This is a genomic window from Clostridium sulfidigenes (assembly GCF_052067195.1).
Classification (GTDB): Bacteria; Bacillota; Clostridia; order Clostridiales; family Clostridiaceae; genus Clostridium_J; species Clostridium_J sulfidigenes.
In genome coordinates, this window is the sequence record NZ_JBQHQR010000001.1 from 163,326 (window position 1) to 176,274 (window position 12,949).

Genomic DNA, 12,949 nt, shown 5'->3' on the forward strand with positions numbered 1-12,949 from the left:
TTATGCGCCACAATGGGTATAGACCTTTGAGAGAAAAATTATCTTAAAGGTCTATTGAATTTAAATTGGAGGTCAAATATATGTCAGTGAAATCAGTTAAGACGGAAAAACCCCACAAACTTAAGGGGATAAAATATATAATTGATGATGTATCAGAGAATGTTTTTAAAGTATGTGCTTTAATAGCAGTAATAAGTTTAATTTTAATAATAGGTTTTGTATTTTATAAGGGTTTGACACCGTTTATATCTAAAGGATATTCCTTTGGAGAATTTTTACTAGGAACAGAGTGGATACCTAGTTCAGAAAAGTATGGAATTCTTCCTATGATAATTGCTTCTATATATGGAACCCTAGGCTCTCTTGTTATAGGGGTACCCATAGGAATATTAACAGCTATTTTTATTGTTGAAATAGCACCTAAATCAGTAGCAAAGATAATGTCTCAGGGAGTGGAATTATTAGCAGGAATTCCTTCTGTATTATTTGGAGTCTTTGCCCTTGGAATAATAGTACCAGCTATTCAAAGTAAATTATCCCTTCCTAAAGGACAAAGTTTACTTGCCATTATAATAGTTCTTTCAGTAATGATGCTACCAACTATTATTTCAGTGGCAGAAACAGCTATAAGATCAGTACCAAAACAATATAAAGAGGCATCTTTAGCTTTAGGTGCATCTAAAATTGAAACTATATTTAAAGTAATTTTACCAGCAGCTAAGTCTGGAGTTTTAACAGCTATAGTACTAGGGATGGGAAGAGCAATAGGAGAAACCATGGCAGTTATCTTAGTTGCTGGGAATAGCCCCATAATACCAAATAATATAACAGATAGTGTAAGACCTCTCACTACTAATATAGCATTGGAAATGGGATATGCCTTTGGAACACATCAAGAAATGCTTTTTGCAACAGGAGTAGTTTTGTTTTCTTTCATTCTATTGTTAAACTTTGTAATAGCTAAAATATCAGAAAAGGCAGGTAATTAATATGAGAAAAATAAAAGACAATATATTAAAAACTATTTTATGGTTATCTGCAGCTATTACAGCTCTAATTATTGCTATTATAGTAGGATATATATTTAAAAAAGGTTTTGGACTTGTAGATTTTAACTTTATTTTTGGAGATTATTCTCCCACAAATGGTGGTGGTATATTTCCGATGATTGTTACTACATTGTTAACGGTAATATTATCTTTATTAATATCAATTCCGATAGGGATTTGTGGAGCTATATATTTACAAGAGTATGCAAAGCAAGGAAGAGGAGTTAAATTAATTAGGTTTGCAACAGAAAGTCTTGCAGGTATACCATCTATAATATATGGACTATTTGGAACAGTATTCTTTGTATCTACTCTTAAATTGCAATTTTCAATTGTATCAGGTTCTTTAACATTAGCTATTATTGTACTACCTGTAATTATAAGAACCACAGAAGAAGCTTTAAAGACAGTTCCTCAAAGTTATAAAGAAGGTGCAGTAGCTTTAGGTTCAACTAAGTTTGAAGTTTTATACAAAATAGTAGTTCCTAGTTCAATGCCAGGAATTTTATCAGGAGTAATATTATCTATTGGAAGAATTATAGGCGAATCAGCAGCAATTCTTTTAACCGCTGGTACAGTAGCTGCAATGCCACAAAACCTTATGTCTAGTGGTAGGACTCTTACTGTACATGCTTATCTAGTTACTAAGGAAGCCGGAAATATAGAGCTAGCATCTGCAATTGGAGTTATACTAATATTTATAATTTTAGCTTTAAGCTTGATAGCTAAGGGAATCACCAAAACAATAAATAAAGAAAAATTTTAATCATTAGAATGTAACTAGGAGGAAATATAATGTCAATAATATCTGTAAAAGATCTTAATTTACACTATGGAACAAATCATGCTCTTAAAAATATAAATATAGAAATAGATAAGAATAGTGTTACAGCTTTAATAGGTCCATCGGGGTGTGGAAAGTCTACTTTTCTTAGAACTTTAAATAGAATGAATGATTTAATTGATGATGTAAAAATAGAAGGGCAAGTTTTTTTTGAAGATAACAATATCTACAAAGAGCTAAATGAAATAGAGTTAAGAAAAAGAATAGGAATGGTATTTCAAAAACCAAATCCATTTCCAATGTCTATCTATGATAATATTGCCTATGGACCTAGAATTCATGGAATAAAGGATAAAAAGAAGTTAGATGAAATTGTAGAGAAATCTCTTCAAGGAGCAGCTCTTTGGAAAGAGGTAAAGGATAGGCTTAAAAAAAGTGCTATAGGATTATCGGGAGGTCAACAACAAAGACTTTGTATTGCCAGGACCATAGCTGTTGAACCTGAGGTCATACTAATGGATGAACCTACTTCTGCATTGGATCCAATATCAACTTCTAAGATAGAGGAACTTATGGACGTGCTTAAAGAAAAATACACTATAGTCATAGTAACTCATAATATGCAACAAGCAGGACGTATATCAGATAAAACAGCATTCTTCTTAAATGGAGAAATTGTGGAGTATGGAAAGACAGAAGAGATGTTTCATATGCCAAAGGATAAGAGAACAGAAGATTATATCACAGGAAGATTTGGTTAATAATAGAATGAAATTAGGTAGTTATCAATAATTAAAATTTATAAAGTGTAGGTGAAGAAGATGACAAGAAATAGTTTTGATCTTAAATTACAACAACTTCATGAAGATTTAATGGCCATGGGTGAGGCTGTAGCCAAACAAATAGAAGATAGCATTGATGCATTAAAAAAGCAGGATGAAATCTTAGCAGAAAAAGTAATTCAAAAGGATGATGTAATAGATGACTTTGAAGAAGATATAGAGGATAAGTGTATAAAACTAATGGCTACAGAGCAGCCCTTAGCCAGTGATTTAAGAAGGATATTTATTACTACAAAGATCATAACTGATTTAGAGAGAATGGGAGACCATGCTGTAGACATAGCTAAGATTGCAAAAAAACTTATAGGAGAAACTTATATTAAGGAACTTATAGATATACCTAATATGGCTAAAATTGTAGAAAAAATGATTAAAGACTCTTTAGAGGTATATATAACTACAGATATAAGTAGAGCTCATGAAGTAAGTAAAATGGATGATCAGGTAGATAGATTATTTAAGAGTATATTTGATGAATTACTTGTAATAATGAGAAATGATCAAACTACTATAAATCAAGCTAGTCAATTTTTATTTATATGCAAGTTTTTGGAACGCATGGCAGACCATGCTACCAATATTTGTGAATGGACTATATATTTAGAGAGCGGAGAAAAACTAAAATTAAATTAATTTAAATCCACCTTCAAATTACAAGTTGGCTATGTGTAGTCAGCTTTTTTATTTTACTTAGAAATTAAATTATATTTTTGTTGAAAAATAGAAAGCTTTGAGGTAATCTTAATTAGGTGCATTGACTAGGGAATATAATTAAGATAATATAACATAATAGTGGTATAATCATGCTATAGGAATGAAGGAGATACAAATATGAAAAATGAAATAAGTAAGGTTATTCCAAATTCTATTGCAGAAGAAGTAGATATCGAGGTTGGAGATAGACTTTTAAGGATAAATGAAAATGATGTTAAAGATATAATAGATTATAAATTTCTTATTACTGATGAAGTACTTCTTTTAGAAGTGGAGAAGAAAGATGGAGAGATTTGGGAAATTGAAATTGAGAAGGATTATGATGAAGATTTAGGGATAGTATTTAGAGAAGGAATTATTGATAAACCTATGACATGTCATAATGATTGTATTTTTTGCTTTATAGATCAATTACCTAAAGGAATGAGAGAAACTTTATATTTTAAGGATGATGATTCTAGACTATCCTTTTTACAAGGAAATTTTTTAACTCTAACTAATATGAAAGAAGAGGATATAGAAAGAATAATAAAATACAAGATAAGTCCTATAAATGTATCTGTACATACTACAAATCCAGAACTTAGAGTTAGAATGCTCAACAATAGATTTGCGGGTAAAATATATGATATACTTAAGAGGTTATCAGCAGCAGGAATAAAGATGAACACTCAAATTGTTTGCTGCCCAGGAATTAATGATGGAGAAGAATTAGTTAGCACTATAGAAGATCTATATAGACTTTATCCTAATGTTAATAGTGTAGCAGTAGTACCCTTAGGGATAACTAAGCATAGAGAAGGACTAAAAAAACTAAATTTATTTACACAAGAAACTTCTTTAAAGCAAATCAATTTAGTTAAAGAGCTACAAAAAAAGTACTATGAAGAAAGTGGAACACCCTTTGTTAGATTGTCAGACGAATTTTATATAGTATCAGGGGAACCATTACCAGACTCTGAGCATTACCAAGGATTTGAGCAAATTGAAGATGGTGTAGGAATGGTAACTCTATTAAAGGATACCATAGATACTACACTTCCAGATTTAAAGAAAGATGGAGTGGGATCTTTTACCTTTGTAACAGGGGCTTTAGTTTATCCTGAAATAGTACATATAAAAGATAAAATTCAAAGGTTAAATAATAATATAAATATTACCGTAGAGGAGATACCAAATAAGTTTTTTGGAGAGACTATAACAGTAACAGGGCTTTTAACAGGAATAGACATAATAAACACACTTAAAGAAAGAGAAGTTGGAGACTATATAATAATACCTGATAACGTCCTTAGAAAAGGCTATGAACTTTCTAATTCAGATAAAGCCATACTGTTAGATGATTATACTGTGGAAGATTTATCTAGAGAACTAAATAGAAAAGTTATTATTTGTGATTTCACAGGAGATGATTTAATAACTATAATAAATGAACATTTAAGGGAGGATTAATATGGGAAAACCAGTAGTTGCTATTGTTGGAAGACCAAATGTAGGTAAGTCTACACTTTTTAATAAATTAGCAGGAAAGAGAATAGCTATAGTAGAAGATACACCAGGAGTTACAAGAGATAGAATTTATGCAGAGGCTGAATGGCTAAGACATAACTTTACAATTATTGATACTGGTGGAATTGAGCCAGAAAATGAAGACATTATAATGGTTCAAATGAGAAGGCAAGCAAATATTGCTATTGAAACAGCAGATGTAATTGTATTTATAGTAGATGGTAAAGCCGGTCTTCATCCATCAGATTATGAAGTGGCACAAATGCTTAGAAAATCAGGAAAACCAATAACATTAGTAGTAAATAAAATTGATAGAAGAGAATTAGAAGATAATGCTTATGAATTTTATAACTTAGGTATAGGTAATCCAGTAACTATTTCAGCGACTCAAGCATTAGGTCTTGGAGATATGCTTGATGAAGTTGTAGCTCATTTTGATGAGTTAGGAAGTAGCGAAGAGGATGAAGAATACATAAAAATTGCCATGGTGGGTAAGCCTAATGTTGGAAAATCTTCACTTATAAATAAGTTACTAGGTGAAAATAGAAATATAGTAAGTAATATTCCAGGCACCACAAGAGATGCTATTGATAGTAAATTAGAAACTGATGAGGGTAAATTTATATTAATAGATACTGCAGGATTAAGAAGAAAAAGTAAAATTAAAGAAGAGATAGAAAGATATAGCGTTATAAGAACTCTTACAGCCATAGAGAGAGCAGATGTGTGTATATTGATTCTTGATGCTACAGAAGAGTTAAGTGATCAAGATGAAAAGATTATAGGATATGCCCATGAACTTAATAAGGCAATAGTTGTAATAGTTAATAAATGGGATTTAATTGAAAAAGATGATAAGACTATGAATGATTATAAAGCTAGAATCGGTAGAGGATTATCTTTTATGCCATATGCTAATTATCTATTTATATCTGCCTTAACAGGTCAAAGGGTAAACAAAGTTTTAAATGTAGCTAAAGAGTGCTATAATAATTATACTAAGAGGATAGCTACAGGGGTATTAAATGATGTGGTAAGTAAAGCTGTACTTATGAATGAACCTCCAGTAGTTGCATTAAGAAGACTAAAAATTTATTATGTAACCCAAGTGGATATAAAACCACCTACATTTATATTTTTTGTAAATGATCCAGCTTTACTACACTTCTCTTATGAGAGATATTTAGAGAATAAGCTAAGGGAAAGTTTTGATTTTAAAGGTACTGGAATAAAAACTATATTTAGGAAGAGAAAAGAAGATTAATAAAAGTTTTATATCTTTTATTACAAATGGATTTTTAGTAAATAAGAAGGAATTAATAGAGACAATGAGAATAAATAATATAATATTTATTCTCATTGTTTTATATAATTTAAGAAAGTAGGGATAAGGTGAATAAGATTTCTTTTATAGGAGGAGGAAGTTTCGGTACAGCTTTAGCTGTATTACTTTCTAAGAAAGGGTCAGAATGCTCTGTATGGTGCCATAGTGAAAGCACAGTTAATGATATTAATATAAAAAGAGAAAATACAAAGTATCTTAAGGGAATTGCCATACCAGAAAAAGTTACTGCCTATGGTGATCTTGAAGAAACTATAGAAAATAGTAATATAATAGTTCTTGCAGTACCTTCAAAGGCTATTAGAGAGATTTCAAAAAAAGTAGAGCCTTTTCTTAAAGGTGATGAAATAATTGTAACTGTGGCTAAGGGCATAGAAAATCATACATTAAAAAGAATGTCAGAAATAATTGAAGATGAAATAAAAGGTCATCCTATAGTAGTGCTATCAGGTCCTAGTCATGCAGAAGAAGTAGCAATGAATATACCTACTACAGTAACGGTATCATCAAAGGATATGAAAGCTGCAAAAAAAATCCAGGATGTATTTAGTAATAATACCTTTAGAGTTTATACAAATAATGATCTTATTGGAGTTGAAATAGGGGGAGCTTTTAAAAATATCATTGCCCTTGCTGCTGGGATTTCAGATGGCATTGGATATGGAGATAATACTAAAGCAGCTCTAATGACTCGAGGGATGAGTGAAATAATAAGGGTTGGAACTAAGCTCTCAGGAAAAGCTGAGACATTCTATGGGCTTACAGGAATGGGTGATTTAATAGTTACTTGCACTAGTATGCATAGTAGAAACAGAAGAGCAGGAATATTAATTGGAAGTGGAAAGACAATGGAAGAAGCCATAAAAGAGATAGGTATGGTTGTAGAAGGAATTGAGGCTGTTAAAGCCTTTCATGAATTAAAATCTAAAACTGATGTAGATATGCCAATAACTACTGCATTGTATGAAGTTCTTTTTAAAGGGAAGAATGCTAAAGAATGTGTTACAAAATTAATGGGAAGAAAATATAAGGATGAAAACAATGAATTGTAAACATTTATTTAATTAAAATATTTTATTTTGATAATATCTTAATATTTGATATAATGATATAAGGTTAGATAGATGAGAATTAATTTTATTTTCAATGGAAAATTGAAGATAAAGGTAGGAGGCTAACAAAAACGTATGTTGAATAATAAAAATTATACAAAGAAAAAAAATGCATTTTATAAAAGAAAAGATATTTTCTATAAAAAGAAATCAGGTTTTAATAATGGAACTACAATAATTATTGGGTTATTATTTTTAGTGGGTATAATGATTGGACTTGTGTTAAAGGAAGATTCAAAAGTCCTTGATACGGCTAATATATTCAACAATGATTATGAGAATAAAACTTCTAAATATAGCCAAGGGAAAACAACACCTTCTAGGGGCAATAGTATTAATGAACATGAATATAACGATTTAGAAGAAGTACCTGATTTAAATGACTCTACAGTTAGCGCTACCTTAACAAAAGATGAGATAAAAGAAATAAAAGATATTATTAATAGTGATACGACAGGATTATATACATTGGTAAACAAAGAAAATTTACTTTCTAAGGAGTATATGCCAGGTAATTTAGTTATTCCGAATATCAACTTAGTATCTGAAAGAAGTAATGAAAAAAACCTAGTTAGTGGAACTATGATTGAAGATTTAGAGCAGATGTTTTATGATGCTCAAGAAGAAGGTATTAATTTATTTTTAAGTAATGGATTTAGAGGATATGATTCTCAGACATATATCTACAATGAGGATATTCAAAATAAAGACAGTGAACATAGTGAATATGTAGCAAAACCTGGTGAAAGTGAACATCAACTTGGATTAGCTATTGATATTACTAGCAGAGATATGGCCTTTGATTTAAATCAATCTTTTGAGAATACCAAAGAGGGTGCTTGGGTTCTAGAAAATGCTTATAAGTATGGCTTTATTTTAAGGTATACTAAGACTAAAGAAGATATAACAGGTTATAAATATGAGCCATGGCATTATAGATATGTTGGAAATAAAACAATTAGTAAACTCTGTCACAATAAGGACTTAACGTTAGAAGAATTACTTAGTTATGCTAAAAGTGAATAATTTAATTTAAAAACTTATCAAGTATTAAAAGTTTTCCTTTTAAAATAAAAAGGGGAACTTTTTTATTTTATTAATGCATAATATTAATTCTATATCAATATATATATAATGTTAATATGTAGTTGCGGGAGGGTAGCCTTGGAAAATTTTGATATATATAAAGATATAGCAGAAAGAACTCAAGGGGATATATATGTGGGGGTAGTTGGGCCAGTTAGAACAGGTAAATCTACTTTTATTAAAAAGTTCATGGAACTAATGGTTATACCTAACATAGAAAATCCTCATAAGAAGGACAGAGCAAAAGATGAATTGCCACAGAGTGGATCAGGAAAATCTATTCACACTACAGAACCTAAATTTGTTCCTAATGAGGCTGTAGAAATTCAGTTTGAGGACGGAGTGAAATTTAAAGTTAGAATGGTTGATTGTGTTGGATATATAGTAAAGAATGCATTAGGCTATACAGAGGCTGATGCACCTAAAATGGTTTCTACTCCATGGCATGATTATGAAATTCCATTTGAGCAAGCGGCAGAAATAGGAACTAAGAAGGTAATAACAGATCACTCTACAATAGGTATAGTTGTAACTACAGACGGAAGTATTACAGGCTTAGATAGGGAGGATTATGTAGATGCTGAGGAGAGAGTTATAAAGGAGCTTAAAGAGATAAATAAGCCATTTATAATAGTTCTAAACACTGTAAATCCTAATTCAGAAGAGAGTAAAGACCTAGGAAGGGAACTAGAAGAAAAGTATGATGTTCCTGTAAAAGTTATGGATGTAATGAATATAGGAAACAATGAGATTACAGAAATATTTGATACAGTTCTAAGAGAGTTTCCAGTAAAAGAAATAAATATTGACATGCCTCAGTGGATGGAGAGTTTAAATTCATCTCATTGGTTAAAGGTAAACATAATGACTATTCTAAAAGCCATGTGTAAAGATATCTATAAAGTTAGAGATGTTAAGAGATGTCTTGATGCCTTTAAAGGAATTGAATTCTTATCAGACATAAAAGTTAAAGAAATGAATATGGGAGAAGGTACTTCTTGTGTGGATATTAATCCAAAACATGAATTATTTTATAAGATCCTTGGAGAGATTTGTAATACTGATATAAAAAATGAAAATGATTTATTAAGTATCATGGAGAGTTTCTACAAGGCTAAAATAGAATATGATAAGGTTGAGGAGGCATTAAAAGAAGTTAATGAGACTGGTTATGGATTAGTTGCACCACAGCTTACTGAAATGAAACTAGAAGAGCCTGAAATTGTTAAGAAGGGTAATCAATATGGAGTAAAACTAAAAGCCTCAGCTCCATCATTACATTTAATTAAAGCTGATATTGAAACTGAAATTCAACCAATAATGGGTAGTGAAAAACAAAGTGAAGAGTTCTACAAATCAATTTTAGAGCAATTTGAAAATGATCCTTCACAAATTTGGCAAAGTAACATGTTTGGAAAGTCTTTAGAAGAATTAGTTAAAGAAGGACTTCAAAATAAACTTTATAAAATGCCTGAAGATGTGCAAATAAAACTTCAAAAAACCCTTCAGAAAATTATTAATGAGGGAAATGGTGGACTTATCTGCATAATTATCTAATGAATGTTAAGACGTTTTCTTCAAATTCAAAAATATAGTTTTGAAATTAATATTAATTTCAAAACTATATTTTTTATTGTATAATTCTCATCATTGTAATATATTTAATTATGTAAAAGATTTCATTGGAATGATTATAATGGATAAGGTACATTTACAATGCCCTTGATAAAGAGATATAATTAAAATTGATTATAAATAAGTTAAGTGTAATTGAACTTTTATTTTGGATTGCAAATAATAAAGATTTTGGAGGTACATAAAGTATGAGTAAAGTTGTAGTAATATTTAATGGTGGAACTATATCTATGAAGGTAGATGAAAAAATAAAAGCAGCGGTGCCTAATTTAACAGGTGAAGAAATAATGTCCATGGTAACAGGTATTGAATCCTATGCAGAAGTAGAATCATATACATTTTCTAGTCTTCCAAGCCCTCATATGACCCCAGATATAATGATGGAATTATCAAATTATGTTAAGACGTTTTTAGAAAGAGAAGATGTAGATGGAGTAGTAGTTACCCATGGAACAGATACTCTTGAGGAAACAGCTTATTTTTTACAGCTCACTATAAATAGTGAAAAGCCAGTAGTAGTTACAGGTTCCATGAGAAATAGTTCTGAGCTAGGATACGATGGACCTGCTAACTTAGCAGCATCAATTTGTACGGCTACATCTAAAGAATCAAGAAATCGTGGAGTAATTGTATGTTTAAATAATGAACTAAATTGCGCTAGTGAGGTTACAAAGTCTCACTCTATGCACCTTAATACGTTTCAAAGTCCAGAATTTGGGCCAATAGGTATTGTTGACAGTAATGAAGTAAGGTTTTATAGAGGAAGCACTACAAAGGAATATATAAATACTGATGTAATAGAAAATAATGTTCAGCTTATTAAATCCTGTGCAGGGATGGATGGAACACTTATAGATTATTGTGTTAGTCAAGGTGCTAAGGGATTAGTAGTTGAAGCTATGGGGAGAGGTAATATTCCACCGTTAATGGCAAATTCAGTAGAAAAGGCTATAAATAAAGGAGTGGCAGTGGTAATAGTTTCCAGGTGCTATAAGGGGAGAGTTCTAGATAGTTATGGTTATGAAGGCGGAGGAAAACAATTAAGAAATATGGGTGTTATATTTGGGGATAGCATGCCAGGGCAAAAGGCTAGAATAAAGATGATTTTAGCATTGGGAAAAACAAGGAATTTAGATGAAATAAGAGAAGTATTTGAAAAAGGACATTATTAATATACGAACATTATAAAAGAAAATAAAATTAATATACGTAAAAATCATTGACATAGGTATATAAAGTTGATATTATAATCTTGTAAAAAGAAATAACCACTAATTTTCATATAGGTCTAATGCGATGGATTAGATGTTTCTACCGGATACCGATAAAATCCGACTATGAGAATTCCTATGTTAAAAAACTGTCACTGGGATTCTTATCCAGTGACTATTTTTTTGCAATAATACATATTAATAGGAGGACAAGTATTATGGAAAAATTTTTTAGGTTAAAAGAAAATGGTACCGATGTAAAGAGGGAAGTTGTTGGTGGGTTAATAACTTTCTTAACTATGGCATATATAATAGCCGTTAATGCCAACATATTAGGAGATCCTGGCGTTGGAATGAATCCAGGAGCAGTTGTTACAGCAACTTGCCTATCAGCTGGGGTTACTACTATTTTAATGGGAATCTATGCCAATCTACCATTAGGATTAGCTTCAGGCATGGGACTTAATGCATTCTTTGCATATACAGTAGTAATGGAAATGGGGATATCTTGGCAAATAGCTTTAACAGCAGTATTTGTAGAAGGAATTATATTTATTTTATTATCATTAACAAAGGTTAGGGAAGCTATCGTAAACTGTATACCAACTAACTTAAAATATGCAGTTACTGCAGGTATTGGATTATTTATAGCATTTATAGGTTTTGGTAATGCTGGAATAGTAGTTGGAAGCGAAGCAACAAAGGTAACCATGGGTAGTTTAGTAAGCCCAACAGCGTTAATTACAATATTAGGTGTAATGGTTATTGTAATTTTATCTAAAAAAAATGTAAAAGGTGCAATACTTTGGGGAATGGCCGCTAGTGCTATAGCTGCATGGATATATGCTGCTTTATCACCAGAAGCTGCTACAGCTGCAGGAATATATTTACCAAAAGGTATCTTAAAGTTTGAATCTATAGCACCTATTGCGGGTAAATTAGATTTCTCAGTATTCACTAATGCGGGAACTATATCAGAATTTATTTCAGTTGTATTTGTATTCTTATTTATAGACTTCTTTGATACAGCTGGAACTTTAGTTGGAGTAGCGTCAAAGATTGGAATGATAGATAAAGATGGTAAAGTTAAAAATGCAGGGAAGGCATTACTAGTAGATGCAATTGGGACAACTTTTGGAGCTCTTGTAGGAACATCTACAGTTACAACTTATGTAGAGAGTTCTGCTGGAGTTGCATCAGGAGCTAGAACCGGTCTTTCAGCAGTAGTTACAGGAATATTATTCTTACTTGCTATGTTCTTATCGCCATTATTTGTTGCTATACCAGGTTGTGCAACAGCACCAGCTTTAATTATTGTAGGGTTCTTCATGATAGAATCAGTTAAAAATATAGATTTTTCTGATTTCACTGAAGGTGTACCAGCGTTCCTTACTATAGCATTAATGCCTATGACATATAGTATAGGAGATGGATTAATGATAGGAATGTTATCTTACGCTATATTAAACCTAATAGCTAATATTACAACTAGGGAAGCTAAGGATAGAAAACAAGTATCTTTCGTTGTATATATTCTGGCAATAATATTCTTATTAAAAATAATCTTTGGTTAAATAAAGTTTTAAATATATATTTATTAATATCAGTGATGTTATTGAACTAATTTATAAATAAGGGACATAAGCTTAAAATACAAGCTTATGT

At 30.8% G+C, this 12,949-nt stretch carries 11 protein-coding genes and 1 riboswitch; all 11 genes read left to right on the plus strand.

The window, feature by feature from the left end:
- The first annotated feature begins 80 nt into the window (after positions 1-80).
- The 11 genes from pstC to ACTNBA_RS00895 all read left to right on the plus strand — a co-directional run bounded on the left by pstC (position 81) and on the right by ACTNBA_RS00895 (position 12,858).
- Positions 81-989 (plus strand): phosphate ABC transporter permease subunit PstC, encoded by a 909-nt coding sequence (pstC, locus tag ACTNBA_RS00845; protein WP_441071817.1) that lies wholly within the window; start codon positions 81-83, stop codon positions 987-989.
- 1 nt (position 990) lies between these two features.
- Positions 991-1,815, plus strand: coding sequence for a phosphate ABC transporter permease PstA (gene pstA, locus ACTNBA_RS00850; protein ID WP_346848325.1), 825 nt, complete (start codon positions 991-993; stop codon positions 1,813-1,815).
- 29 nt (positions 1,816-1,844) lie between these two features.
- Positions 1,845-2,594, plus strand: coding sequence for a phosphate ABC transporter ATP-binding protein PstB (gene pstB, locus ACTNBA_RS00855; protein ID WP_346848326.1), 750 nt, complete (start codon positions 1,845-1,847; stop codon positions 2,592-2,594).
- A 60-nt stretch (positions 2,595-2,654) separates the two neighbouring features.
- Positions 2,655-3,308, plus strand: a complete 654-nt coding sequence (gene phoU / locus ACTNBA_RS00860; protein ID WP_441071820.1) for a phosphate signaling complex protein PhoU — start codon at positions 2,655-2,657, stop codon at positions 3,306-3,308.
- Between the two features lie 198 nt (positions 3,309-3,506).
- Positions 3,507-4,841, plus strand: coding sequence for a DUF512 domain-containing protein (locus tag ACTNBA_RS00865; RefSeq protein WP_441071822.1), 1,335 nt, complete (start codon positions 3,507-3,509; stop codon positions 4,839-4,841).
- A gap of 1 nt (position 4,842) precedes the next feature.
- Complete coding sequence (gene der, locus ACTNBA_RS00870) at positions 4,843-6,162, plus strand: ribosome biogenesis GTPase Der (RefSeq protein ID WP_035132691.1); 1,320 nt, start codon at positions 4,843-4,845, stop codon at positions 6,160-6,162.
- Positions 6,163-6,290: 128 nt separating this feature from the next.
- A complete protein-coding gene (locus ACTNBA_RS00875) occupies positions 6,291-7,292 on the plus strand; it encodes an NAD(P)H-dependent glycerol-3-phosphate dehydrogenase (RefSeq protein ID WP_035132693.1) in 1,002 nt (333 codons plus the stop codon).
- Between the two features lie 135 nt (positions 7,293-7,427).
- Positions 7,428-8,378 (plus strand): M15 family metallopeptidase, encoded by a 951-nt coding sequence (locus ACTNBA_RS00880; RefSeq protein ID WP_441071824.1) that lies wholly within the window; start codon positions 7,428-7,430, stop codon positions 8,376-8,378.
- A 138-nt stretch (positions 8,379-8,516) separates the two neighbouring features.
- Positions 8,517-9,995: a stage IV sporulation protein A gene (gene spoIVA / locus ACTNBA_RS00885; RefSeq protein WP_035132695.1), complete on the plus strand. Its 1,479-nt coding sequence runs from the start codon at positions 8,517-8,519 to the stop codon at positions 9,993-9,995.
- 266 nt (positions 9,996-10,261) lie between these two features.
- Positions 10,262-11,245 carry an asparaginase gene (locus ACTNBA_RS00890; protein WP_441071827.1) on the plus strand — a complete coding sequence of 328 codons (984 nt, stop codon included), beginning with the start codon at positions 10,262-10,264 and terminating at the stop codon, positions 11,243-11,245.
- Between the two features lie 86 nt (positions 11,246-11,331).
- Positions 11,332-11,431: riboswitch (purine riboswitch) on the plus strand.
- Positions 11,432-11,502: 71 nt separating this feature from the next.
- Positions 11,503-12,858, plus strand: coding sequence for an NCS2 family permease (locus ACTNBA_RS00895; protein WP_035132699.1), 1,356 nt, complete (start codon positions 11,503-11,505; stop codon positions 12,856-12,858).
- Positions 12,859-12,949 lie beyond the last annotated feature (91 nt).